Below are 24,300 nucleotides of genomic sequence, written 5' to 3'. Positions count from 1 at the left end.
TAGTGGGCCTGTTTTTATTGATGACTTGCTATTTTTTATTGTTTCTTTCTTTTTTATATATCAAAGATCCCTTTTCGGCAAGTTTTTATCAATATCTATCATTGTATCTATATTTAGCTAATAATATGTTTTTGATTAAATATTGTTTTTATTGGTGGTTGCTTTATATAAATTAGTAACGCGAGTGAATAAAATGCAGTTGTTACTGATAGGCTTGCCAGATGAGTTGAAAATTATCCATACTTTCAATATAGGGTGGTTTTTTATGATTTAACTATAAATGTCAAAAATGTGATCTACGTAAATAGAACATCGTTCCATTTTTAGTATTATGCCGTTTTACCATAGTGTAACTGGCTTTTCTTAATCGATAATAACCTAAAACCATTTTAATCTGGCGAGCATTAATAACTAAGGATCATGTAATGCCAATTAATTTTCTGGGTAAAACGCTATTGTTAGGATTGATGTCAATTGCTGTATTGGGGCAAGTCAGTGCTGCCCAGTATAATGCTGTGGTTTCTACTGCGCCTCAGGATAATGAGTTTCCCTCGATTAATACTGCGTTAAAATCAGCACCAGCGGATAATTCGCTGTTTGTGATTTTCCTGAAAAATGGCATTTATAACGAAAGGCTAGAGGTCAATCGTAATAACGTTACTTTGAAAGGGGAAGACCGTGATGGTACGGTGATCAGTGCCAATACGGCAGCGGGTATGCTTAACCCGCAAGGAGAGAAATGGGGAACATCTGGTAGTAGTACGGTACTGGTTAATGCGGCAAATTTTACGGCTGAAGAACTTACTATTCGTAATGATTTTGATTTCCCAGCCAATAAAAAGAAAGCTGACAGCGATCCGACGAAGTTAAAAGACACTCAAGCTGTGGCATTATTATTAGCTGAAAACAGTGATAAGGCGCGCTTTAAGCAAGTAAAACTCGAAGGTTATCAGGATACGCTGTACAGCAAAACGGGCAGTCGTAGCTATTTTACTGATTGCGAAATCAGTGGTCATGTCGATTTTATTTTTGGCTCAGGTATTACGGTATTTGACCGATGTAATATTATTGCCCGCGATCGTCGTGATATTGAGCCACCCTATGGCTATATTACTGCCCCCAGTACATTAAACACATCACCTTATGGTTTGATTTTTCTCAATATTCGTTTGACCAAAGAACCCGGTGTTCCAGCCAAAAGTTTCGCTTTAGGGCGTCCGTGGCATCCGACCACTGCCTTTGATGATGGCCGTTATGCTGATCCTGCGGCCATTGGCCAGACGGTATTTATAAATACGACGATGGATGACCACATTTACGGTTGGGATAAAATGTCTGGTAAAGATAAGCAAGGCGAGAAAATCTGGTTCTATCCACAAGATTCACGTTTCTTTGAAGCAAACAGTCAAGGGCCGGGCGCAGAGATTAATGCACAGCGGCGTCAACTCTCTGCTGAGCAGCTAAAAGCATTTACTTTGCCGATGATTTTCCCTGACTGGGCGGTGCATTGAGATTATGACTCGCCACCCTTAAATTGGCTGATATCCAGCCGATGAAGTTTTACTTTTCGCCATAAGGTTGTGCGGCCTATCCCTAATAAGGTCGCCATTTCATTTAGCTGACCTTGGCACACCAGTGCCGCACGAATAATGGCCTGTCTTTCTAATTCTTGTAGTGATAAGACAGGCTGAGGTTGCGGCATCTCCGGTTCTAATAACAGCCTTTCCCCCAGTAGATGCTCTGGCAAATCATTGAGGTTAATGCGGTTATTGCGGCAAGCCATGGCGGCCCGCTCCACCACACTTTTCAGTTCCTGATCATTCCCGGGCCATGGGTATTGGCATAACTGACGGATAACACTCTCATCTGGCTGGTATTGGCAGTGGAAATGTTGCCCAATGCTTGCCAATGTATGCTGTACCAGTGGGGGGATATCCTGTTGACGCTGACGCAGTGGTGGAATATGTAATTCGAAAGATTGTAGGGTATAAAATAGCTGGCGGCGAAAACGCCCTTGTTTAACCAATAAGGGCAAATCTGCCCCGGTGGCGGTAATAATCCGGACATCGACTGGGATCACCCGATTAGAGTTGACCCGCATTACCATGCCAGTTTTGACGATTTGCAGCAGAGCTGACTGCATTTCCGGCGACAGATATTCAACTTGTTCCAGATATAAGGTGCCACCGTTAGCCAGTTCAAATTTGCTGGGTTGGCCGGATTCCCCTTCACTGGCATCACTACCAAGAAATTCTCGCGCCATGAAATTTTGTGGCAATGCCTGACAATTTAAGACGATATAAGGGCCATCGGCGCGATTGCTGGCATTATGGATTGCTTGCCCCAACTGCTGTTTACCGACCCCTTCTTCCCCGTGCAGTAAAATCGGATGCCGACCTTTGGCAGCCTGCTTGCCATAACGCACCAGGCGGCGCATTTCTAGTGAAGCAACCGGCATATCATCAAAAGTACAATTAGCCCCCCCTAATTGGTTGTGCACCATTTGCCGCAGTAATTCTTGTGGATGGAGTAATGCAATAAAGCCGCAGCGGTTACCATCTGGGATGGGTTTGAGGGTTAAGAGAGCCGGAATAAATTGCTGCTGATTCTCAAAGGTCACCTCGACGTGGCTGAGGGGATTACGGTGTAAAATGGCGTGGGTCAGTAAGGAGGGTAAGGTCAGCAAATCTGTGACCGGCTTGCCGAGGCTACTGGTTTCATCTAGTTGTAAAATAGCCGCAGCACGACGATTGAGATACAGCAGGCAACCGCGTTGGTCCCATGCCATGACACCATCGTCCACACCATCGAGTAGGGCATTGAGTTCATTCAGATGACGGTTAGTTTCTGCTAATAAGCTATCTGCGTGGAGATAATTGCCAATTTCGCGGGCGATAGCCAATGTCAGAGGCAAATCACTTGCCGCATGTTCGGTGAGCAGGCTACCTAAAACAATGACCGCCCGTTGGCGGCCACTGTTGTCATACACCGGAGTAGCGCAAAAGCGCCACGGATGCAGCGCCTGTTTAAAATGCTGCTGGCCACTGACTTGTATCGGGTTGCCTTCAGCAATTGCCAGCGCCGGGGCATTGGTACCCATTAGCCCTTCTGCCCAATAACTGCCGCAATCAATCCCTAATGCCTGTAGCTGACTTATCGTTTGTGGATGCCCGCATTTCCATAGAGTACAGCCACTTTCATCCAGAATCAGCAGCGCACAAGGGCGTGATTCCATATATTCGTAAGCATCTTCCAATGCCGCCTGACCTAATACCAGCAAGTCATTTTTGCGCTGACAAATTGACTGGAACGTCGCACCCACGGCCCGGTGAGGTACTCGCCATTGGTGGGCTTGCATCAATTTTTGGCAGCGCCGCCAGGAGTCGGCTAATGCAGGGGTGGTCACCGGTTCAGTGTTGCTCATTAAGCGCCTTAGAACCCGGATGGCGCCAATGGATCTGCCCTGGCAGAATCAGTTGATTTTGCGCCAGTGCCGATTCAGCAATCAAGCTGGTGATCATCTCAAAGCTGTGGCGTGCCAGCCCTTGGCAATCTTGTGCGATGGTATCTATTTTCAACGGCAGGCAATCAAACAGATAGTGATCGTCAAAACTGCATAAATGAATCTCACTGTCCATTAATTGATGCTGATTGAGATAGCGCAGTACACCTTCCAACAGCCCGCAGGCGGCAGTAAACACCGCTTTAGGTGGGCGGCCTAATTGTGCACAGAGTTGGGCAATCATTTCATAACCGGAACTGGGCAGGTAATGGCCATTTAGGACCCACTCGGGGCGGCAGGTAACCCCTGCCTGTTGTAGCCCCTGCTGAAAGCCAGCCAGCCGATCGCGAGTAGGGGAGATGCGTGGCTGACCACCAAGAAAATAAAACTCATCAGGATGTTGGCGGGCAACGTTTTCAACCAGTATGGCGGTGGAGGCTACCGAGTCAGTGATAACCAGCGGCAACTCTGATTCACCAATTAATCGATCCATCTGCACCACTGGCAGGCGGGCATTGATCTTTTGATATTCGCTGTCATTGAGCTGGCTGGAGGCGACAATCAGGCCATCGACCTGACGTTGTACCAGGCTATTGACCGCCATCATTTCCTGACCGGGGTTTTCATCGGTACAAGCAATAAGTAGCTGTAATCCGGCTTCGCGACACAGCATCTCCAGCTCACGTGAAATCAGGGCAAAACCGTGGTTGGTCATCTCCGGGACCACCAATCCTATGGTGTGGCTGCGGGTTGAGCGTAGCGAGCGGGCATGGAAGCTCGGTTGATAGTTATGTTCGTTGGCCAAGGCAATAATACGATCCCGCGTTTCATCGGAAACACGATACTCCTTGCTACGCCCATTGAGCACCAAACTGGTGGTCGATTTCGACACACCAGCCAGTTTGGCAATATCGTTAATGGTAATTCGTTTATGATTTTTCACAGGTTATTGTTTTTCACTGAGTGAATCTGTCGCCTTGAAAGATAGTTCATTCTAACATGGGCGAAGACAACAACCAGTGTTGCAGACACAGTTCAGCATTTCCGTTAAAGATTGCTATCGGGTCTTCAGTCGGGAAGTAGCATGTAGTCATTACCGCCTCTCCCTGATTGATAAATATCTCTATGCTGCAACTATCGCAGAGCAGTTGTAACTGCTGCAATTGACCGCGCCAATAACGGAACTCTTGCAGCCCGGTACGCAGATTGCGGCGGCTTAGTGTGATACGTTCACCATCCCATATCAGCATCATTTCATCGCCTAATTCGAGGATAAATGGCGCACTAACCTCGACTATCATTTCAGCACTGCGGATGGAGAGTGCCGGTGCCTGTTGAGCACGACCTTGCCACTGACGATGTTCACGGCGCAATGCCTGCAATTCACGCGCGGGTCGTTGAATGACTTTGCCGTCAACCAGACTCAGCTCTCGTGGGCAGGTCATGGTATGGATCCAACCATGGGCTACGGTGGGTTGATAAAACTCATCTTCATCCGGGATGCCCATCCAGGCGAATAACAGGCGGCGGCCATCTGCGGCCAGCGTGGTTTGTGGCGCGTAGAATTCGAAGCCGAGATCCAGTTCGTGGAACGCCTGATGGTTGAATGCTGCCTTGGTATAATCCAATTGGCCCAGTAAATAGCCAGCCTGGAAGGTATTACGATAACGCTCTGCTTCAGCAGCGATGCCCTGCGGGCAGAAAATCAGCACCTCCTGATCCGCTAACCTGAATATGTCAGGGCATTCCCACATATAGCCAAACGGGCCTAATCCGCCCAGACCAGAACCGGCAATTTCACCCAGATTATGCCATTTACGTAAATCATCGGAGCGTAATAGCAGCACTTTCCCTTGCAGTTGCTTATCTTGCGCGCCTAAAACCATGTACCACTGACCGTCGTGCTGCCAGACTTTCGGGTCGCGAACATGGCCGGTATAGCCCGCAGGTAATGGGAGCACTGGTCCTAATTTGTCGTATTCCCCTCGCTCATTCTCCTGTGCCAGACATTGGAATGCGGTGCGCGAGCCATCAGGATATTTCACATTACCGGTGTAAATCAGCGTGATTCGGTCATCAGCAATAACGGCAGAACCTGAGTAGCAGCCGTGGCTTTCATATTCTTCACTGGGCACCAATGCGACAGGCTGATGTTCCCAATGAATCAGATCGGCACTACGCCAATGGCCCCAGTATTTACTGCCGTGGCGGCAATCTAACGGGTTCCATTGATAGAACAAATGATAATAGCCAGCATGATAAATAAACCCGTTGGGATCATTCAGCAGCCCGACACTGGGGGCCAGGTGCCAGCCTGGCCGATGAGGGTCACGCGATGCGCGGATTTGGCCACGCATCACTGCCAGCGTAAGTTGTTTTAGCAAACTGACTTCTTGCATTATTCGCTGTCCGTTTTGTACTTAAGCAGTAGAGAGATAATAAATGCAGCGCCAAATGCAATAACCAATCCAATCAGATAATTAACAATTGAATTGCCTTGTACGATAGCGATGCCCGGGATACCGGTTAAGCCCACCGCAGTCATATTGACATGATTCGCGACGACCCAAGCGCCTCCTAATGCACCACCTGCCAGTGCAGCAAGGAAGGGTTTGATAAAGCGCAGATTAATCCCGAAAATTGCCGCTTCGGTAATACCCAGCATGGCAGAAAATGCCGATGGGATGGCGATGGCTTTAATTTTAGCATCGCGGGTTTTAAAGTAGACTGCCAGGCAGGCTCCGCCTTGCGCCACGTTTGCCATTGACCAGATAGGTAACAAGAAATTGACCCCGATATTCGGATTACCCAATAGCCCGGCCTCGATGGCGTGGAAGCTATGATGGATGCCGGTTATCACTATCACGGAATAAAGCCCGCCGAACAGTAACCCGGCCAGCCAGCCAGCATGGGTTATCAGTGTGCTAAGTACCAGCGAGATCCCATCACCCAATACTCGCCCGGCAGGGCCGATAAATAACAGCGCGACAAAACCGGTAATGATTACGGTCAAAAACGGTGTGAGGATCAGGTCCAGCGCATCAGGTATCACTTTGCGCAGGCGTTTTTCCAACATACTCATAAACCACACTGCCAGTAGCACCGGGAATACTGTGCCCTGATAGCCAATCATCGCCACCTCCATACCGAAGAAATTCATAGTATGGAAACCGCCCGCCACCCCCCAGGCATTGGTTAGCGCTGGGTGCGTCAAAATGCCGCCCAGTGTTGCCCCCAGATACGGGTTACCGCCAAATTCTTTGGCCGCGGTGAAACCAATCAAGATAGGTAGAATGATAAAGGCAGCGGAGCTGAACATATCCAGCATGATAAACAGCGCGCTGTCAGCATCGGCCCAGCCATAGGTTTTTACCATGCCGAGCAAGCCCATTAACAGGCCGGACGCCACGATTGCCGGAATGATCGGGACAAAAATATTGGATAGCAGGCGGGCAATGCGCTGGAACGGATTGAGTTTACGCGCCGCCACAGCGGCAGCTTCAGATTTACTGGCTTCGTTTACACCCGCTACCTTGATAAATTCGGCATAAACTTTATTGACCAACCCGGTACCGAAAATCACCTGTAACTGCCCGGCATTGCTGAAGCAGCCCTTAACGCCATCGAGTTTTTCTACCGCTGATTTTTGCACTAAAGAATCATCTGCCAGAACCAAGCGCAGGCGAGTGGCGCAGTGTGCAGCACTGACGATATTCTCTTTACCACCAAGCAATGGGAGCAGAGCCGTTACGGTCTCATTGATATTCATGATATCCCTCGCAAATTTATTTTGATTCCTGCATGCCGAGGATCGTCACGGCAGCAGGCGGTATTCGTCGTGATTACCGCGGTGCGTAATAGTTAGAACCAGGTTTCCATTTGGATACCAAAGTTCCATTGCCCACCGGCGGCAAAACCATCTTTACCGAAGGAATCATCCTTGGCGTAGTTATCCAGATCTTGGCTCCAATCCATATAGGTGGCGAACACCCGTATTTCTGGTCGGCTGAAGAAATTACTGATATCACCAGCTTTAAAGGTTGGGGCGAAGGTCAATTTATAGAAACCACCACTGACTTTGTGATAATCCTTATAGCCCTGCGGATCCAGATTCATGTACTGATAACTACCTTCATAAGCTAATGCAAAGTTCTCGGTGATTTCCTGAATCAGGCGGGTGTTGAATGTTATCCACTTATAGCTATCGCCCGAGACATAACGATCCTTACTTTGTTGCGCCAATATTGCTGGGGCTAGACTCCAGTTTTTACTTAATGCGGTGGTGCCGTAAGTCGCCAAACGCCAGGTATCTGCGCTGCTGGTTAAGTTGCCATCGGACCCGATAGATTTTACTTCAGCCCCTAAACCATGGCCGTACAGCAGCGCGGTTTTTGACGTACCATCACGTAGCCCATAGAAGCTGTCACCGTGATAGGCCAACATGCTGTGAATACCTTTATCTGTGGCATTAGTATTAACGGCTTCACCGCTATTTTGGCGCGCCTCATTATCTTTGGCGCGCAACCCGCTCACCATCCACTGGAAGGGGCCGCTATAGTTATTGGCAGTGAAAATATAGCTTTGGATATCGCTATTAACATTCTCGATCTCACCATAATTACGGCCATATAACGAGAAGTTACTCTTCAGGTTATCGGTCCATTTGATGTCATAAATACCGCCACCGGTACCGGCAAGGAATACCACGTCGGAATCCAGCCAGTGAATATCGAAGTTATCGCGATCGAAACGTTTACCGGCCCACAATGTACTGTCTTTAAAAATACCGTTAAAGGTTGGCAAGGTGCCAAGTTCGACAAATGCCTGGCGCACATTGAGGTCACTGCTGTCGGCTGTCCAGTCGTTATAGCTGCGCTGACCATCAGCCAGCATCACTTTATAGCGGGTGGTGGCACCGTTATCCAGCTTCTGCTTTTTCTCCAAATTGACTTCAACATAAGTTTCTGTCTCATTACCCAAGCGGCCAACTGCCCCTCCGGTACTGCCGGCTGGCGTAACATACGGGCCACCTTGGGTGCCGGTGCCAGAGTCGTTCATTAGCAGGCCGGAACGGGCATAACCATGAAACTCAAAACCGTTGCCATCCTGTGTTTTGCTTTCCAGTTTATCTGTGCGCTTAGCCACCTGAACGGTCTTTTCTTCTGCCTGACGCGTTCGAGTTTCCAGCTTTTGTGCCTGTTTTTCGGCAATTTCGGCGCGTGTTTCTGCATTTTTTGCCCGCTGTTCCGCTTGTTGTAATCGTTGCTCCAACGCATTGAGGCGGGCTTCAATATCCATGTTTGAGGAAGACGAGGGTGAGGCTGCAGAGGTGGTTGTCGCTGCACAAGAAAGGATAAGTCCTATTGATACAGCAAGATAGCTTGGTTTTATCATCATTTTATATCACTCGGTATGTGATTGATTGTATTTATGCTAAACAGCTAAACCGGTTTTTCATGGCTAACATAAGGGGGATCCTTTGGGATTAGCAAAACATTTTGCTAACCCGATTCAGCTATTGTGATCCAGACTGCAAAGTGCATGACTTTTTGAGACGAATAAGGCGATGAGCAGGAAGAGGGCGCGCGCGATAATGCATGTAGCAGGCGCTAACATGCTGGGTGTTTAGCAAAAAGAGTGACAGGTAGGAGGAGGGACGGATACCTGCCTGCCTGTCAAAGGCGACATCCTAAATGGTTTATGCGGAAGAGGATTTATGCAGTTAGTGGTCGGGTTGGAGAAAATGCCGCAACTGTTGAGCATTAGGTAACGCAGTCATTGCTCCTTTAGCGCTGGTGGCTAAAGCACCACAGGCTTGCGCCTGATCGATGGCGGCGGTGAGATCTGCACCTAAATGCCAATTTGGTAGCCGTGCCAATGCTGTCAGCAACCCAGCGACAAAGGCATCACCCGCGCCAGTCGTGTCTATTGGGGTGATTTTCCTACTCGGGTATTTTTGCAGACGATGGCGGTTATGCACCCAAACGCCATTGGCACCCAGTGTTACCAGTAGCAATTTGCAGCAATAGTCGGCCATCAACTGTTCCATTGCGCCAGCAATATCCTGATCTGGGCAGATAAAGTTCAGTTCTTCCAACGACAGTTTCACTACATCGGCCAATAACAGCGCCTGTTGCAGACAGGGGAGCAACGCTTGTGGTTCGCGCCAGATATCGGCACGGATATTGGGATCAAAGCTGACCCAACCACCGTCGGCTTTCATACGGCGCATCGCCTCAAAGGCGGCACTACGGCTCGGCTCTTGGCTTAAGGCAATAGAGCACAAATGCAGCCACTGATTGTTTTTAAATTCAGGTAAATCATCTGGTTGTAAGAATAGATCGGCACTCGGTGTCACCATAAATGTAAAAGTGCGTTCGCCATGCTCATCTAAATCCACCACAACTGTAGAGGTATGGTGCAGCGGATCCTGTGTCATCGCGTGGGTATCGACGTTTTCCTGTTGTAATATCTGCTGCATAAAACGACCAAAACTGTCTTGCCCAACCCGGCCAATAAAGGCACTTTTACCGCCCAATCGGGCGATGCCGACCGCCACATTGGCAGGTGCACCACCTGGACACTTAAGGTAATTATTTGAATTTTCAGGAACTAAATCAATTACAGCATCACCTAAAACCCAAATGGTATTTTCCATGATAAACCCCTGTTTTCTTCAATCCTATTTGCTGCTAAAAGTAGAAGAATCGGTTTAGCAAAGCAACAAAATAATCCGTTATAGTAAAAAACAGTGATAAGCTCCAGACCCTGATTCGCAATACTCTTCCTGCATGGTTTTTCTTTCTATAAATGATAATCATTATTGTACATGTATTGTGATATACGAATATGGGCCAGATTACCCTGAGACATTGAGCAACATTGCCTGGATGATGGATGGGTATTTGAACTGGGGGTAATAGCGCAATTTACAGTTTTAAACGCTAATTATGTTCAACTGTGCGGAAGGATGATTCGCTTAAATAGATGTTATCTGCCAGCAGATGAGCTAGTGATTTATTTTTTTTAGATGCAATGACAAGGTTTAATAACATAATGAAAGTGAAATATAATATCGCAGTATTAAACTCAACCATTATCGATGAAAATAATAATTGAGTTTGTACCGCGTCATTTAATCAAGGTGACGATTCAACGTTTGATAATTTCTCTCCGGCAAAGGCAACTTTATTCCGGCCATCTTTTTTGGCCCGGTAAAGTGCTTCATCCGCGGCTTTAAGCGAGGAGGCCAGATCATAGGCTTGCAGAGGAGAAATACCTGCGCTCAATGTCACGGTTGTAGAAACTTTATGGTTAAAAACATGTGGAATATCAAGTCCTAAAACCCGTTGGCGCACGCGCTCAGCAAGCTGGCTTGCATACTCTTCACTCACATGAGTCAGTAACACTAAAAACTCTTCGCCGCCGTAGCGCACCACGATATCCCGTGAACGAACAGCATCACGGATAGCCGCCGCAACACGTACCAGTGCTTGATCCCCCATCGTGTGACCATAGTTATCGTTATAAGCTTTAAAATGGTCGATATCGAGCAACAATACGTAATGATTGCCGGGAGACTGAGCCAGTAGTGTTTCAAGTTTATTCTCCAGACCCCGGCGATTATACAAACTGGTTAAGGGGTCTATCATGCTTAAATCACTGAATTTTTCCCTTTCATTATAAAGGCGTGCGACAAGTTTTCGGGTAAAGTCATCGCTACGACGTAGCATCAAATGATGTAAGGAGAAACCAATCAGTGGCAGCATGATGGTGAATACAATACGGAAAATATTTTGAAAATCGTCGAGTAAAATAACGGTTAATGCTGCTGGTGCACTGTGTAGACAAAAAGCAAGGAAATTATCAGACAGGGCTATGGTGCTGATAAAGAAAATCGTAAACAGGCTGAGTAGTAAGTAGTTATTTTCATTATTACCCAAATATTCGTATTTAAGAATGATTTGCCAGGCCCAAAGCACGCCCATGATTATTGAAAATAAATTCAGTTTATTGGCATAATTCTTCGAAATAAAAATCAGATAAGTTGCTGCGCTCAGGCTGATAACCGTGATCAGTACTATCGGTAATGTCACTGCTGGCGTTTCAGGTGACGGTAATATCATACTAAAAATAGAAGACGACGCATTAAGAAATAAAAAAAGCAGTAAAGAGAGCCGATGCTTACTTTTCAGAAGCTGATCGTAGGAATGGCTATTCATATTCAATTCACTCTGCATAATGTCGTGCTGTCAGTAGACAAATAAACAATATCCTCATGAAGCCCTATTATTTAGGCATCACGATAAATAGTTTTTCTTAGTAATTATTTTTGTTTGAAGCGTTTTAGTATCGTTTTAGGAATTTTCTTAACCAAAATTACCATTTTTGTTTCAGCCTGTCATCATGATGTTTCTTAACTTGATGTTGTCGCTGTCTGTCCGCTGCTAACAACTTCATAGTGCAGACTACGATAGAGTGATATATGATATTGGTTATCATTATCAATTGGGGCCGTTGTTATGATTACAGCCAGATTAGCCGCTTATCGCTGGTGTGGGATCAGTGGGTTATTGAGCCGTGGTATGTCTAGTGGTTGGGGAATATTGCTGCCTTTTGCTTTACTACCGGTTTTGGGATGGGCTGATATCACCGTCGGTCAGTTACGTATCCTGATTGTGCTCGCCATGCTAGCCACGGTTAGCATGTTGTATCACGCGCGGTTACGGCATTTCTTATTGCTGCCATCATGTCTGGCGCTGTTGGGTGGACTGATGGCGGTGTTAATGCACAGTGGGATGCATTGAACCCAATAGCATTGGCTGAATTTTCTGTATTACAGGTATTTACGTGTATTTTAGGAAGGGGTCTTGCCAGAAGAGAGGTATTACTGTGCTTTTGAAATCATTGTGGTGCGAAGGGAGGGACTTGAACCCTCACGTCCGTAAGAACACTAACACCTGAAGCTAGCGCGTCTACCAATTCCGCCACCATCGCCCAAATGATTTCTTACTGCTATATCCGTCATACTTCAAACTACATGTGCGTTGGCTGCCTTTGTTCACCCCAGTCACTTACTGGTGTAAGCTCTTGGGAGTTCACTCGTTTGCCGCCTTTCTGCAATTCGAATTATTTTGGGTATATCTTAAAAAAGTAAAGCTTAGGATTTATATCACCAGCTTGGTGCGAAGGGAGGGACTTGAACCCTCACGTCCGTAAGAACACTAACACCTGAAGCTAGCGCGTCTACCAATTCCGCCACCATCGCATGTGCTGTGCAATATAAATCTCCCCTCGTACTTGAAGCCACAGGCTATTAAACCTCAATCACTTACCGGAGTAAGCCTATCTGGGTTTGTTTGCTGCCTGCAATACCAATTACTTTGGGGATATACTACGAATCGCCAAGAAAAGTATGTTTGGTGCGAAGGGAGGGACTTGAACCCTCACGTCCGTAAGAACACTAACACCTGAAGCTAGCGCGTCTACCAATTCCGCCACCATCGCGTACCGGAACATCACTTTTATAAAGCAACTACGGAGGCGAATTCTAGAGATTTTCGCGTTCAGGTCAATACTTATTTCCCCTAAGCGGGACGTTTGCTGTAAAAAGCATCATATGTTGAGCAATTGATTTGATTACAGAAGTATTTTTAGTTTTTAACGCCCGCTTGGTTGTGTTGGTGATAACTGTGGATAATCGGAAAACAGTTCAATCAGCCAGTCAATCAGCACTCTTACTCTAGGGGCAAGAAAACGCCCCGCAGGGAACATAATAAACAGCGACATGGCCGGTGGTGGACAGTGGGGCAACACCTCAATCAGTTCGCCTTGGGTTAATTGGCTCTGAATACCTGGCGTGGGAGCTTGAATCAATCCTAGGCCTGCGACACCGGCTGCGATATAAGCATCGGCACCATTGACACTCAAGATACCAGGTAATGTGCGGCTTTCAACTTTCCCCTGATAAACAAATTCTAATGGGTAATCACGGCCATTCATCTGTGAGAAATACCCCACCGCTTGATGGCCGGCCAGGTCGTCGAGGGACTGTGGAACACCATATCTGGCGAGATAAGCTGGTGACGCACAGGTTATCTGTGGTTGCTGACCAATATTACGTGCTGCTAATTGTTCATCATGGGGCAGCCATGCACGCAAAACACAATCGACACCTTCACGCATCAGGTCAATGGTACTGTCATTCGCGCCGAGAATCAGCGTGATATGGGGATAACGCTGATAAAAGTCATTTAGTGCGGGGATAACCACATTGCGGGCTAGCGAATGTGGCATATCAATGCGTACTTTCCCTTCCGGTTGCAGCCGCTGATGGCTGAACAGCGAGTCAGCCTCTTCAAACGCCGACAGTAATTGCAAACAACGCTGGTAATACAGTGTGCCTTCCGCGGTGATATTCACTTGCCGGGTGGTGCGCACCAATAAACGCACGCCTAAGCGCTGCTCTAACCGTTTTAAGGTATGGCTGACCGTTGCACGGGGCAATTGTAGTTTCTCCGCCGCGCGACTGAAGCTACCTAATTCAACAATACGGACAAATATCCGCATAGCTTGTATTTGGTCCATGATTGCACTCGTCCATTGTTGGTGTTTTTTGAACAGTAATGAGCAATCTGCATTATTTATCTTTCCTCGCTAAACAACCACACTTTCTTCCGACATCATTAACGGGGAATATCACAATGCAACAACGTCAATTAGGTTCGAATGGCCCGCTAGTCTCAGCGCTGGGGCTTGGCTGCATGGGGATGAGTGACTTTTACTCCACCAATCAGGACGTGAATGAATCCATTGCGACGTTACATCGCGCGCTGGAGTTGGGGGTGACTTTACTCGATACCGCTGACATGTATGGCCCGTTTACCAATGAGGAGTTGGTTGGACGCGCCATTAAAGGCAAACGTGATCAGGTCTTTCTGGCCACTAAATTTGGTATTGTACGTGATCCGACTGACCCGACAGTGCGGGGCGTCAGTAGCCAGCCTGATTATATTCGTAAGTCTGTTGACGGTAGCCTGAAGCGGTTGGGTGTTGATGTTATTGACCTTTATTACCAGCATCGTGGCGACCCGAGTGTACCGGTTGAAGATGTGATTGGCACTCTGGCTGATTTGGTCACTGCCGGTAAAATACGTTATATCGGTTTGAGTGAAGTCTCAGCGGCAACATTAGAGAAGGCCCATCAGGTGCATCCAATTACCGCAGTACAGAGTGAATACTCACTTTGGACACGAGATGTGGAATCCTCTGTATTGGCGACCTGCGAACGGTTAGGTGTGGGTTTTGTGGCTTATAGCCCTCTGGGGCGCGGTTTTTTGACCGGAGCGTTACGCCGCCCGGAAGATCTGGCTGCTGATGATTTTCGCCGTCATAACCCGCGTTTTCAGGGGGATAATTTTGCCATGAATCTGGTATTAGCCGATGCGGTGGTGGAAATGGCGCGCGCGAAAGGGGTTAAACCCTCTCAACTGGCGCTGGCCTGGGTATTGGCGCAGGGGAAATATATTGTCCCAATCCCTGGGACCAAACGGCGTGCTTATCTGGAAGAGAATCTGGCGGCACTCGATCTGGCACTCAGCCCGCAAGAGCTGGCAGCACTGGATGCAGTATTCCCGTTCCATGCCGCAGCGGGTGAACGCTACGGCGCGGAAGGGATGGCCCATCTTAACGCCTAGTTTTAACGTTTTTTCTTGGAGTCTCGTGGCGCACGCCCGACAGTTGCCTGATACACCTTAAAACGGCCATTCTGGGCCAGCACTTCATGGCTGCCAAATGCCGCATCCAGCAGTGCAGGGTAAGGCAGGAAGGAGTTCGCCACTATCCGCAATTTACCACCGACATGCAGGTGAGCTGTTGCGCCGCGGATCAACAATTCCGCCGCAGTCAGGCTGGTTTGAATACCATCATGGAACGGTGGATTCGAAATAATCATCTCGAAGCGGCCTTTAATGTCGGAATAGACATTGCTGGCAATCACCTGCGCGTCGATGTTATTCACCGCTAATGTTGCTCGGCTGGCTTCAATAGCGGCCGCAGAGACATCACTCAGGGTCCATTTGATTTTAGGTGATTGCTGCGCCAATACAGAGGCCAGCACACCTGCACCACAGCCGACATCCAGCACATTTCCTTTAAATGGCTCACTGAACGTAGACAGTAACAGATGGCTGCCGGAGTCCAGCGAGTCACGGCTGAATACGCCAGGCAATGTTTTAACTGTCACATCGCCCACTTGGTAACTTTCCCACCAGGCATCGGCATCAAATTCCGGCTGTTTATCCAACCGGCCATGGTACAGACCGCAACGGCGGGCGCTGTCGATTTTAGTCAACTGCGCAAATTCAGATAACATTTCTTCTGCACTGCGCACGCCACTACGGTTCTCACCCACCACAAAAATATCGGTGCCGACAGGCAATAACGAAAGGAGATTAGCCAATTGGAACTGGGCTTCCTGTTTACTTTTCGGCCAGTAATAAACCAGCGTATCGCAGTTAGCCACTATGTCGGCAGTGGCCAAAAGACCGAATTGCACATTCTCTTCCAGCGTATTGCTCAGTAATTGCCAGTGGTGATATTGATTGGTATGAACCCGTACCCCGGCTGCATCAAACTGCGCTGGCAGCGCATCTTGTAAATCACCGGCAAACAACACATGGCGGGCTATAAATTCATCACTATGGCGCAGTATCACTTCACTGGCTGGGGTTAATGCTGACATCAGTCTTTGGCTCCTTAATAATATGATCGGGGATTATAGAGGTTTGTTGGCGCATGTTCGATGGGTTTGCTAGCATAGCGTCGAAATACGGGTCGCTCTGACAGGAAATGGCATGGCATCAAGACGAGACTTGCTGTTACAACAGCTAGGCATTACGCAGTGGACATTGCGCCGCCCGGCCGTCTTGCAGGGTGAAATCGCAGTTCGTTTACCCGAAGATACCCGACTGCTGATTGTGGCACACCTGCTTCCTGAATATGATGATCCCCTGTTGTGTGATGTGTTGCACAGCTTGGGTCTCACGCCGCGTCAGGCTTATGCACTGACGCCGGACAGGGTTGCAATGTTGCCGGAAGATACGCAGTGCAACAGTTGGCGATTGGGCATCAGTGAACCGCTTGCGGTCGCTGGCGCGCAGTTACACAGCCCGGCATTGGCCGGACTTTATCAAGACGCGAGCGCTAAGCGCGCACTTTGGCAGCAGATTTGTCACCATGAAGCAGATTTCTATCCTGACGCCAGCCGATCTGGCCACAGCGTACAAAATTGAGCAAGCCAGCCACGCTTTCCCGTGGACGGAAAAAACCCTGGTCAGTAACCAAGGGGAGCGCTATCTCAATTTTAAGTTGAGTGTCAGTCAACAAATGGTCGGTTTCGCCATTACCCAAATGGTGTTGGATGAAGCGACGCTGTTTAATATCGCCATCGATCCGCACTATCAGCGACAGGGGTATGGCCGTTTACTGCTTGAACATCTGATTGAGCAGTTGGCAACACGTGATATCGTCACTCTCTGGCTTGAGGTGCGGGCTTCAAACGCACGGGCTATCGCCCTCTATGAGAGCTTAGGCTTTAACGAGGTTTCTGTGCGGCGCAACTATTACCCAAGTGCCGATGGGCGTGAAGATGCCATTATGATGGCGCTGCCGATGGGATAGCCCCGTTTTGCCGATTGTCGGTCGTGAATAATGACTGTTTGTCTTGAATAACGACTGTTTGTCTTGAATAAATTGTCTATCTCGCATAAATCAGAGAAAATACCGCGCTATAGCCACTTATACCCGACGTGATAGGAGTTGCCGCTAAGCCTGCTGCAATTTCCAATAAGCAGGGTATAGCGCCACAATCAATGCCTCGCTTTGCCTGACCCGCATATCAATAGGATATGAGGCCCAGAGCAGGGCGGCTTAAAAGTAGAAATCTCAAATTATGTCTCCAAGTGAATACGCACTGGAAGTCGCGAAAAGACGTACTTTCGCGATCATTTCCCACCCCGATGCCGGTAAAACCACCATTACCGAAAAAGTGTTGTTGTTCGGACACGCAATTCAGACCGCCGGTACGGTAAAAGGCCGTGGCTCAAGCCATCATGCCAAATCAGACTGGATGGAAATGGAAAAGCAACGCGGGATCTCCATCACCACCTCGGTGATGCAATTTCCGTATGGCGGTTGTCTGGTTAACTTACTCGATACCCCGGGGCATGAAGACTTCTCCGAGGACACTTACCGTACTCTGACCGCCGTGGACTGCTGTCTGATGGTGATTGACGCGGCAAAAGGGGTTGAAGATCGAACCCGTAAGCTGATGGAAGTAACCCGTCTGCGTGATACACCAATCCTCACTTTTATGAACAAATTGGACCGCGATATTCGTGATCCGATGGAAGTGCTGGATGAAGTGGAACGTGAGCTGAAAATTGCTTGTTCACCAATCACCTGGCCGATTGGTTGCGGTAAGTTGTTTAAAGGGGTTTACCACCTTTATAAAGATGAAACGTATCTCTATCAGACGGGTAAAGGCCACACCATTCAGGAAGTGCGCATCGTCAAAGGGCTGAATAACCCAGACTTGGATGCAGCGGTAGGTGAGGACTTGGCTAAACAGTTCCGTCAGGAACTGGAGCTGGTACAGGGGGCTTCTCATGAATTCGAGCATGATGCTTTCTTGTCTGGTGACTTAACGCCGGTGTTCTTCGGTACCGCTTTGGGTAACTTCGGCGTCGATCATATGTTGGATGGCTTGGTTGAATGGGCTCCGGCCCCGATGCCACGTAAAACCGATACCCGTGAAGTGGTTGCTGCTGAACCCAAATTTACCGGTTTTGTTTTCAAAATTCAGGCAAATATGGATCCGAAACACCGTGACCGTGTTGCCTTTATGCGGGTGGTTTCTGGCCGTTTTGAGAAAGGGATGAAACTGCGTCAGGTGCGAACCAAGAAAGACGTAGTAATTTCAGACGCACTGACCTTTATGGCTGGTGACCGTTCTCATGTAGAAGAAGCTTTTGCTGGCGATATCATTGGCTTGCATAACCACGGTACCATTCAAATTGGCGATACCTTCACCCAGGGTGAAGATATGAAGTTCACCGGCATACCGAACTTTGCCCCTGAATTGTTCCGCCGCATTCGCCTGCGTGATCCATTGAAACAGAAGCAGTTGCTAAAAGGTCTGGTTCAGTTGTCAGAAGAGGGTGCGGTGCAAGTGTTCCGCCCGTTGACCAACAACGATTTGATTGTTGGCGCAGTCGGTGTTCTACAGTTTGAAGTGGTCTCTTCACGACTGAAAAGTGAATACAACGTGGAAGCGGTGTATGAATCAGTTAACGTCTCTACTGCCCGTTGGGTTGAATGTGATGACGTGAAGAAGTTCGAAGAGTTTAAACGTAAGAATGAGGTTAATCTGGCATTAGATGGTGGTGATAACTTGAGCTATATCGCCCCAACGATGGTAAATCTTAATATTACGCAAGAACGTTACCCGGAAGTGAATTTCCGTAAAACTCGCGAACATTAATCACCCGCCAAGCCGCACTCTATCGGGGTACAGGGTACCCCGATTCATTAATTGTCTTCACTATTTCCTCCTTAGGATAACTCCTACTTAATCATAAAAATCCGGCTTTAGGGCGATTCCGACTGTATTTATTCTGAGATGCTCTATCTTTATAGGTACACGCAGGATTGACGTGCATCAATTTTAGGTCAAATAACCTGTAGTAATCGTAAAGTATTCATCAACTGGTCACCTCTCTGGGTGGCGTAAAATCCGTAAGTTTGGGTGTTATAACAAGTTAAGTTTCATAACCCTTTACGGTTTATAACGACAAAGGAAGAAATCGATGACAAATACAAAATTTGCCCGTTCAATGATGGCTATTGTCTTAGGTACTGCACTTATGAGTGGTAGCGTGTTCGCTGAAGACACCATGCTCAATAAGACAAACAACGTAGTAGACAGCACCGGCGCGAAACTCGATAGCTCCATGAAGAAAGTCGATAACTACATGGGTGACAGCGCTGCAACAGCTAAAGTGAAAAGCGCTCTGTTGGAAGAGAAATCTCTTAAAAGCACTGATATCTCTGTTGAAACCAACCATGGTGTGGTCACTCTGACTGGTTTTGTGACTTCTCAGGCTGAAGCTGAAACTGCCGTTGAAATTGCCGGAAACGTTGAAGGCGTTAAATCTGTCAGCGATAAGCTGCATGTGAAAGACCAGAAATCACAATCAGTCAGTGAATATGCTGGCGATGCTGCAACAACCAGTTCAATCAAAGCCAAATTGCTGGCTGATGACATCGTACCCTCACGTAAAGTGAAAGTAGAAACCACCGAAGGTGTGGTGCAGTTATCAGGTAGTGTTGAGAATAAAGCTCAGTCCGAACGTGCTGAAAGTATTGCTAAAGCCGTTGATGGCGTGAAAAGCGTTAAAAATGATCTGAGCATCAAACCTTAATTATTATCGGCTGATGGGTATTTCGTGGGGAAATAAAATAACCCACGGGATACCCGTTAATAAGTTTGTCAGCCAAATAACTCATCCACAAATCCAAATAATACGACTTCTGTCAAATACGCTACTGTTAAAGAGTGATTTTTGAACGCGAGTTTACATACCCTAAATAATTCGAGTTGCAGGAAGGCGGCAAGCGAGTGAGTACCGATGAGCTTACTCAAGTAAGTGATTCGGGTGATTGAGTGCAGCTAACACTCCTGCGGCTTGAAGTATGACGGGTAGAAAGCCATTTTTTAAAACGGGAAGGAGAGGCTTATGTTTCGCTGGGGCATTATATTTTTGATTATTGCTTTAATCGCTGCGGCATTAGGTTTTGGTGGGCTAGCTGGTACGGCAGCCTGGGCCGCAAAAGTCGTCTTCGTAGTGGGTATTGTGCTATTCCTCATCAGTCTGTTTACAGGCCGTAAGCGCCTTTAGTCAGGCGAGAGGGTTACAGCAAAGGGTAAGACGGGGTATCCTCGGCACCTGTTGTAACGAATTAAGGATAGATGGTGGGATACAGAATACCTATCACGCTCGGTAATATTGAGCCACTCGCCTATAAACCATACCAACCCGGAAAAATGGCGTTGGTTTGTGAGGGAGGCGGGCAGCGGGGAATTTTTACAGCCGGTGTGCTGGATGAATTTCAACGCGCCCGCTTTAACCCTTTTGATCTGATGATTGGCACCTCTGCCGGTGCACAAAATCTATCTGCCTTTATCTGCGGTCAACCCGGTTACGCTCGCCGCGTCATAACCCGCTACACCACCACCGCTAATTTCTTTAACCCATTACGTTTTGTGCGTGGTGGCCACTTAATTGATCTCGACTGGTTGGTGGATATCACATCCCAGCAGTTGCCTCTGGCCATGGATCATGCTGAAGAGCATTTACGCAATGGCCGTGAATTCTTAATGTGTGCCTGCCGTAGTGATGATTTTGAACCCACCTATATTTCCCCCACTCGAGAAAGCTGGCTGCCGACCATTAAAGCGTCCAGTGCTATCCCTGGTTTATACCGTCAGGGGGTAGATTTGGGGGGGATCAGTTATCAGGATGGTGGCATCAGTGATGCCATCCCGGTGGAGGAAGCCTACCGCCGTGGCGCTGATACTATTGTGGTGATTCGGACTGTACCGTCGCAGGCCTATTACACGCCGCAATGGATGAAGCGGATGGAACATTGGCTGAGTGAAAGCAGTTTGCAACAACTGGTGCGGATTATGCAGCAACATGAGCAGAGCTATCACCGTATTCAGCAATTTATTGAAAAGCCGCCCGGTGACCTGCGTATTTTCGAAATTTTTCCGCCTAAGCCACTTGCCAGTAATGCACTGGGGAGCCGGGTCGCGGCACTAAATCGTGATTATCATTTAGGCCGCCGTTGTGGTCGCTATTTTTTGGCTACCGTCGGGCACTGGCTATTACCGCAAGATCAACGGGATCAGGCTGGAATCAATGGGGAGAAAACCTCGATTTCACTTTCACGTCGTATCATTCAGCCACAAGATATTAATCAACCAGATGATATGGCAGAGCTAATTGATACTGATGACTCTTCATTTGATATTACTCAAACGCCGGATATCATTACACCAGCGGATTCAGTGACCGCCACTCACTATGGCCTACCGGCTCAGATGAGTGTGAGTGACAATGGGTTGATTATTCCGACGAATACCAATAGAAAGCCCTTGCCAGTAGAGATAATTTTGCCTGCCAGTGTGGCAAAAAACAAAGGTGATACCGTCTAATGGTAGAAGTGAGTGAGCAGATAGTGAATCTTAGCGATAAAGCTTATTTTATCGATACCCACTGTCACTTTGATTTCCCTCCATTCAGTGGTGCTGAAGCGGCCAGTTTAGTCACTGCGGCTCAGGCGAATGTCAGGCAATTGATTGTTCCTGCGGTGGGTGCTGCTTATTTTCCCCGTATTTTAGCCTTGGCTGCGAACTATCCACCCCTTTTTGCCGCACTCGGCATGCATCCACTTTATATCGCTCAACATCAAGAGGCCGATTTGGCGACACTGGTATCCTATCTGGCGAACAAAACTCACAAGCTGGTGGCCGTGGGGGAAATTGGCCTGGATCTTTATATGGATGAGCCGCAGTTACCACGCCAGTTGGCGCTATTGCAGGCCCAACTTAAGCTGGCTAAACAGCATGATCTCCCCGTTATTCTGCATTCTCGCCGTTCCCATGACCAATTAGCCTCGGTGCTGCGTAAAACGGCGTTGCCGCGCACCGGTGTTGTACATGGTTTCGCCGGTAGCCTGGCGCAGGCGCAGGCATTTATTCGCTTGGGTTATTATATTGGTGTGGGTGGGACCATTACTTATGTGCGGGCACAGAAAACCCGGAGTGTCATGGCCGCATTGCCTCTTTCCGCATTACTGCTGGAAACCGACGCGCCAGATATGCCGTTAGCCGGTTTTCAGGGGCAGCCAAACCGGCCCGAGCGGGCTGCTGATGTGTTCAGCGTGTTGTGTCAGCTACGCTCTGAAGCGCCACAACAGATTGCCAGCCAGTTGTTAGCGAATAGTCAACGTTTGTTCCGATTACCGCCCGCCGATAGCTGCCCACTTTAAATCACCTCCGGGAATATACAAACCATACTAATAATTTGTGTGATCTCTTTATTTTCGCTTTTTAATGTGACCATCGTCACACTTACGTTGATTCGGTTGCTTTTAGTTGTGTTTATTTGTGACAGAGATTATTTGATAGCGCCTTCATGTCGGTATAATCCCCCGAAAATTATTTCAATTTAATTAATGATTTCACTATTAGGGATAGCGACATGCTAATGAGTCTGGTTGGAATGGCAGTACTGATATTAATAGCCGTACTTCTTTCAAGTAATTATAGGGCGATTAATATCCGCACTGTTGTTGGTGCATTTATTATCCAGATCGCTATTGGTGCGCTGGTATTATATGTGCCCATCGGGCGCCGCATTCTGGGCGGTATGTCAGAAGGAGTCGCTAACGTTATCGCCTACGGTAATGAGGGGATTTCATTTATTTTTGGCGGTTTGGTTTCTGACAAAATGTTTGAAGTTTTTGGTGGTGGCGGCTTTGTATTCGCCCTGCGAGTATTACCAGTAATTGTATTCTTCTCATCATTGATTGCCGTTCTGTATTACCTTGGCATCATGCAAATCGTTATTAAGGTATTGGGCGGCGGTTTACAAAAGTTGCTGGGCACTTCACGTACTGAATCCCTTTCCGCCACAGCTAATATCTTTGTTGGCCAAACTGAAGCGCCGTTAGTGGTGCGCCCTTATATTGCCACCATGACCCAATCTGAACTGTTTGCGGTAATGTGCGGCGGTTTAGCTTCCGTTGCCGGTTCAGTATTGGCCGGTTATGCGCAAATGGGGGTACCATTGGAATATCTGATTGCTGCTTCCTTTATGGCAGCGCCGGGTGGGTTACTGTTTGCTAAACTGATGGTGCCGGAAACTGAAAAAACGCACGATAACGTTGATGCTACAACCTTGATTGCTGAAGATGAACGACCGGCTAACGTTATTGATGCAGCGGCATCTGGCGCGGCTTCCGGCATGCAACTGGCATTGAATGTAGGGGCAATGCTGCTGGCCTTTATCGCCTTGATTGCTCTGCTCAATGGTATTCTGGGTGGGATTGGTGGCTGGTTTGATTATCCACAACTTTCGCTAGAGTTGATTCTGGGTTGGGTATTCTCGCCGATTGCTTACTTGATAGGCATCCCATGGAGTGAAGCGATGGTGGCTGGTTCATTTATCGGCCAGAAGATTATCGTTAACGAATTCGTAGCATTTATGAATTTCGGTCAGTATCTCCAGGCAGAAGAGTTAGTCAAAACCGCGGGTTTACAGGTTCTTTCCGAGCACACTAAGGCTATTGTTTCCTTCGCGCTGTGTGGTTTTGCCAACTTGTCATCTGTTGCCATCTTATTGGGTGGCTTGGGTAGCATGGCCCCAAACCGCCGTCACGATATCGCGCGTTTCGGCCTGAAAGCGGTAGCAGCAGGCACATTGTCGAATCTGATGAGTGCGACGATCGCCGGTTTCTTCCTGGCATTATAATTAGGCTAGCTTGACTTGCCATTTTGGGATTGGGCAGTGCTCGGGACCTGTCACCTACTTCGTGTACGCTCCAGTCCCTGCGCGCTGTCCGCACCCAAACTGTCTGCGCCGCTGACGCTTAATTTTTTATGGTTCAGGCCTACAATACTGCGTATTCCTGCCCATAGGCTATTCTTGAAGCGAGTGAGCGTATCGTGGTCA

The 24,300-nt window shown here is 47.9% G+C and carries 20 protein-coding genes and 3 tRNA genes; 11 read left to right on the top strand and 12 right to left on the bottom strand.

Annotated elements, in window-relative coordinates; genetic code table 11:
• Positions 1-425: 425 nt before the first annotated feature.
• Positions 426-1,511, top strand: a complete 1,086-nt coding sequence (locus V2A84_RS15990; protein ID WP_442848959.1) for a pectinesterase family protein — start codon at positions 426-428, stop codon at positions 1,509-1,511.
• Positions 1,512-1,513: 2 nt separating this feature from the next.
• On the opposite strand, the gene dhaR is transcribed toward V2A84_RS15990, so the two are convergent.
• The 7 genes from dhaR to V2A84_RS15955 all read right to left on the bottom strand — a co-directional run bounded on the left by dhaR (position 1,514) and on the right by V2A84_RS15955 (position 11,742).
• Positions 1,514-3,424: a dihydroxyacetone kinase operon transcriptional regulator DhaR gene (gene dhaR, locus V2A84_RS15985; RefSeq protein WP_083160720.1), complete on the bottom strand. Its 1,911-nt coding sequence runs from the start codon at positions 3,422-3,424 to the stop codon at positions 1,514-1,516.
• Positions 3,411-4,445 carry a LacI family DNA-binding transcriptional regulator gene (locus V2A84_RS15980; protein WP_083160718.1) on the bottom strand — a complete coding sequence of 345 codons (1,035 nt, stop codon included), beginning with the start codon at positions 4,443-4,445 and terminating at the stop codon, positions 3,411-3,413. Before V2A84_RS15980 ends, dhaR begins: the two co-directional genes overlap by 14 nt.
• 46 nt (positions 4,446-4,491) lie before the next feature.
• Complete coding sequence (locus V2A84_RS15975; protein WP_442848958.1) at positions 4,492-5,901, bottom strand: glycoside hydrolase family 32 protein; 1,410 nt, start codon at positions 5,899-5,901, stop codon at positions 4,492-4,494.
• Complete coding sequence (locus tag V2A84_RS15970) at positions 5,901-7,271, bottom strand: sucrose-specific PTS transporter subunit IIBC (protein ID WP_032907263.1); 1,371 nt, start codon at positions 7,269-7,271, stop codon at positions 5,901-5,903. Before V2A84_RS15970 ends, V2A84_RS15975 begins: the two co-directional genes overlap by 1 nt.
• Before the next feature lie 92 nt (positions 7,272-7,363).
• Complete coding sequence (locus V2A84_RS15965; protein WP_083160713.1) at positions 7,364-8,899, bottom strand: carbohydrate porin; 1,536 nt, start codon at positions 8,897-8,899, stop codon at positions 7,364-7,366.
• 325 nt (positions 8,900-9,224) lie between these two features.
• A complete protein-coding gene (locus V2A84_RS15960; protein WP_083160711.1) occupies positions 9,225-10,160 on the bottom strand; it encodes an aminoimidazole riboside kinase in 936 nt (311 codons plus the stop codon).
• Between the two features lie 481 nt (positions 10,161-10,641).
• On the bottom strand, positions 10,642-11,742 hold the full coding sequence (locus V2A84_RS15955) for a GGDEF domain-containing protein (protein WP_083160708.1): 1,101 nt from the start codon (positions 11,740-11,742) through the stop codon (positions 10,642-10,644).
• A gap of 282 nt (positions 11,743-12,024) precedes the next feature.
• Here V2A84_RS15955 and V2A84_RS15950 point away from each other — a divergent pair, with 282 nt between their 5' ends.
• On the top strand, positions 12,025-12,309 hold the full coding sequence (locus V2A84_RS15950) for a DUF1435 domain-containing protein (RefSeq protein WP_193784732.1): 285 nt from the start codon (positions 12,025-12,027) through the stop codon (positions 12,307-12,309).
• A gap of 103 nt (positions 12,310-12,412) precedes the next feature.
• Here the strand turns inward: V2A84_RS15950 and V2A84_RS15945 are convergent.
• From V2A84_RS15945 to V2A84_RS15930, 4 genes are all read right to left on the bottom strand, one after another.
• Positions 12,413-12,499, bottom strand: a tRNA-Leu gene (locus V2A84_RS15945).
• A 184-nt stretch (positions 12,500-12,683) separates the two neighbouring features.
• Positions 12,684-12,770: transfer RNA gene (locus V2A84_RS15940), tRNA-Leu, on the bottom strand.
• A 152-nt stretch (positions 12,771-12,922) separates the two neighbouring features.
• Positions 12,923-13,009 (bottom strand) — tRNA-Leu (locus tag V2A84_RS15935).
• A 153-nt stretch (positions 13,010-13,162) separates the two neighbouring features.
• Positions 13,163-14,089: a LysR family transcriptional regulator gene (locus V2A84_RS15930; protein WP_083160706.1), complete on the bottom strand. Its 927-nt coding sequence runs from the start codon at positions 14,087-14,089 to the stop codon at positions 13,163-13,165.
• Positions 14,090-14,205: 116 nt separating this feature from the next.
• Here V2A84_RS15930 and V2A84_RS15925 point away from each other — a divergent pair, with 116 nt between their 5' ends.
• Complete coding sequence (locus V2A84_RS15925; protein ID WP_083160704.1) at positions 14,206-15,198, top strand: aldo/keto reductase; 993 nt, start codon at positions 14,206-14,208, stop codon at positions 15,196-15,198.
• Positions 15,199-15,200: 2 nt separating this feature from the next.
• Here V2A84_RS15925 and rsmC read toward each other — a convergent pair whose 3' ends face one another.
• Positions 15,201-16,244 (bottom strand): 16S rRNA (guanine(1207)-N(2))-methyltransferase RsmC, encoded by a 1,044-nt coding sequence (rsmC, locus tag V2A84_RS15920; RefSeq protein ID WP_442848957.1) that lies wholly within the window; start codon positions 16,242-16,244, stop codon positions 15,201-15,203.
• A gap of 112 nt (positions 16,245-16,356) precedes the next feature.
• Between rsmC and V2A84_RS15915 the strand changes: the two genes are divergently transcribed.
• The 8 genes from V2A84_RS15915 (at position 16,357) to V2A84_RS15880 (ending at position 24,099) form a co-directional block, all read left to right on the top strand.
• Positions 16,357-16,794, top strand: a complete 438-nt coding sequence (locus tag V2A84_RS15915) for a DNA polymerase III subunit psi (protein ID WP_083160700.1) — start codon at positions 16,357-16,359, stop codon at positions 16,792-16,794.
• The gene (gene rimI, locus V2A84_RS15910; RefSeq protein ID WP_083160698.1) at positions 16,739-17,182 is read left to right on the top strand and encodes a ribosomal protein S18-alanine N-acetyltransferase; all 444 of its coding nucleotides are present in this window, start codon (positions 16,739-16,741) and stop codon (positions 17,180-17,182) included. Before V2A84_RS15915 ends, rimI begins: the two co-directional genes overlap by 56 nt.
• A 271-nt stretch (positions 17,183-17,453) precedes the next feature.
• A complete protein-coding gene (prfC, locus tag V2A84_RS15905) occupies positions 17,454-19,043 on the top strand; it encodes a peptide chain release factor 3 (protein ID WP_005191790.1) in 1,590 nt (529 codons plus the stop codon).
• A gap of 325 nt (positions 19,044-19,368) precedes the next feature.
• The gene (osmY, locus tag V2A84_RS15900) at positions 19,369-19,983 is read left to right on the top strand and encodes a molecular chaperone OsmY (RefSeq protein WP_083160696.1); all 615 of its coding nucleotides are present in this window, start codon (positions 19,369-19,371) and stop codon (positions 19,981-19,983) included.
• A 315-nt stretch (positions 19,984-20,298) separates the two neighbouring features.
• Positions 20,299-20,460 carry a DUF1328 domain-containing protein gene (locus tag V2A84_RS15895; RefSeq protein WP_004876076.1) on the top strand — a complete coding sequence of 54 codons (162 nt, stop codon included), beginning with the start codon at positions 20,299-20,301 and terminating at the stop codon, positions 20,458-20,460.
• Positions 20,461-20,531: 71 nt separating this feature from the next.
• Complete coding sequence (locus tag V2A84_RS15890; protein WP_083160694.1) at positions 20,532-21,779, top strand: patatin-like phospholipase family protein; 1,248 nt, start codon at positions 20,532-20,534, stop codon at positions 21,777-21,779.
• On the top strand, positions 21,779-22,615 hold the full coding sequence (locus V2A84_RS15885) for a TatD family hydrolase (RefSeq protein ID WP_372568643.1): 837 nt from the start codon (positions 21,779-21,781) through the stop codon (positions 22,613-22,615). The genes V2A84_RS15890 and V2A84_RS15885 overlap by 1 nt, the downstream gene beginning before the upstream one ends.
• A gap of 212 nt (positions 22,616-22,827) precedes the next feature.
• Positions 22,828-24,099, top strand: a complete 1,272-nt coding sequence (locus V2A84_RS15880; RefSeq protein WP_442848956.1) for a NupC/NupG family nucleoside CNT transporter — start codon at positions 22,828-22,830, stop codon at positions 24,097-24,099.
• The last annotated feature ends 201 nt before the right edge of the window (positions 24,100-24,300 follow it).

Origin of the sequence: Yersinia sp. 2553 StPb PI, from assembly GCF_052217105.1 — a bacterium.
Classification (GTDB): Bacteria; Pseudomonadota; Gammaproteobacteria; order Enterobacterales; family Enterobacteriaceae; genus Yersinia; species Yersinia enterocolitica_E.
This window is presented reverse-complemented; position numbering and strand designations above follow the sequence as displayed.

What these genes read in the sequence shown, in the direction of transcription:
- V2A84_RS15990 (WP_442848959.1), top strand. Translation starts at nt 426, where the DNA reads ATGCCAATTAATTTTCTGGGTAAAACGCTATTGTTAGGATTGATGTCA.
- dhaR (WP_083160720.1), bottom strand. Translation starts at nt 3,424, where the DNA reads ATGAGCAACACTGAACCGGTGACCACCCCTGCATTAGCCGACTCCTGG.
- V2A84_RS15975 (WP_442848958.1), bottom strand. Translation starts at nt 5,901, where the DNA reads ATGCAAGAAGTCAGTTTGCTAAAACAACTTACGCTGGCAGTGATGCGT.
- V2A84_RS15970 (WP_032907263.1), bottom strand. Translation starts at nt 7,271, where the DNA reads ATGAATATCAATGAGACCGTAACGGCTCTGCTCCCATTGCTTGGTGGT.
- V2A84_RS15965 (WP_083160713.1), bottom strand. Translation starts at nt 8,899, where the DNA reads ATGATGATAAAACCAAGCTATCTTGCTGTATCAATAGGACTTATCCTT.
- V2A84_RS15960 (WP_083160711.1), bottom strand. Translation starts at nt 10,160, where the DNA reads ATGGAAAATACCATTTGGGTTTTAGGTGATGCTGTAATTGATTTAGTT.
- V2A84_RS15955 (WP_083160708.1), bottom strand. Translation starts at nt 11,742, where the DNA reads ATGCAGAGTGAATTGAATATGAATAGCCATTCCTACGATCAGCTTCTG.
- V2A84_RS15950 (WP_193784732.1), top strand. Translation starts at nt 12,025, where the DNA reads ATGATTACAGCCAGATTAGCCGCTTATCGCTGGTGTGGGATCAGTGGG.
- V2A84_RS15930 (WP_083160706.1), bottom strand. Translation starts at nt 14,089, where the DNA reads ATGGACCAAATACAAGCTATGCGGATATTTGTCCGTATTGTTGAATTA.
- V2A84_RS15925 (WP_083160704.1), top strand. Translation starts at nt 14,206, where the DNA reads ATGCAACAACGTCAATTAGGTTCGAATGGCCCGCTAGTCTCAGCGCTG.
- rsmC (WP_442848957.1), bottom strand. Translation starts at nt 16,244, where the DNA reads ATGTCAGCATTAACCCCAGCCAGTGAAGTGATACTGCGCCATAGTGAT.
- V2A84_RS15915 (WP_083160700.1), top strand. Translation starts at nt 16,357, where the DNA reads ATGGCATCAAGACGAGACTTGCTGTTACAACAGCTAGGCATTACGCAG.
- rimI (WP_083160698.1), top strand. Translation starts at nt 16,739, where the DNA reads ATGAAGCAGATTTCTATCCTGACGCCAGCCGATCTGGCCACAGCGTAC.
- prfC (WP_005191790.1), top strand. Translation starts at nt 17,454, where the DNA reads ATGTCTCCAAGTGAATACGCACTGGAAGTCGCGAAAAGACGTACTTTC.
- osmY (WP_083160696.1), top strand. Translation starts at nt 19,369, where the DNA reads ATGACAAATACAAAATTTGCCCGTTCAATGATGGCTATTGTCTTAGGT.
- V2A84_RS15895 (WP_004876076.1), top strand. Translation starts at nt 20,299, where the DNA reads ATGTTTCGCTGGGGCATTATATTTTTGATTATTGCTTTAATCGCTGCG.
- V2A84_RS15890 (WP_083160694.1), top strand. Translation starts at nt 20,532, where the DNA reads ATGGTGGGATACAGAATACCTATCACGCTCGGTAATATTGAGCCACTC.
- V2A84_RS15885 (WP_372568643.1), top strand. Translation starts at nt 21,779, where the DNA reads ATGGTAGAAGTGAGTGAGCAGATAGTGAATCTTAGCGATAAAGCTTAT.
- V2A84_RS15880 (WP_442848956.1), top strand. Translation starts at nt 22,828, where the DNA reads ATGCTAATGAGTCTGGTTGGAATGGCAGTACTGATATTAATAGCCGTA.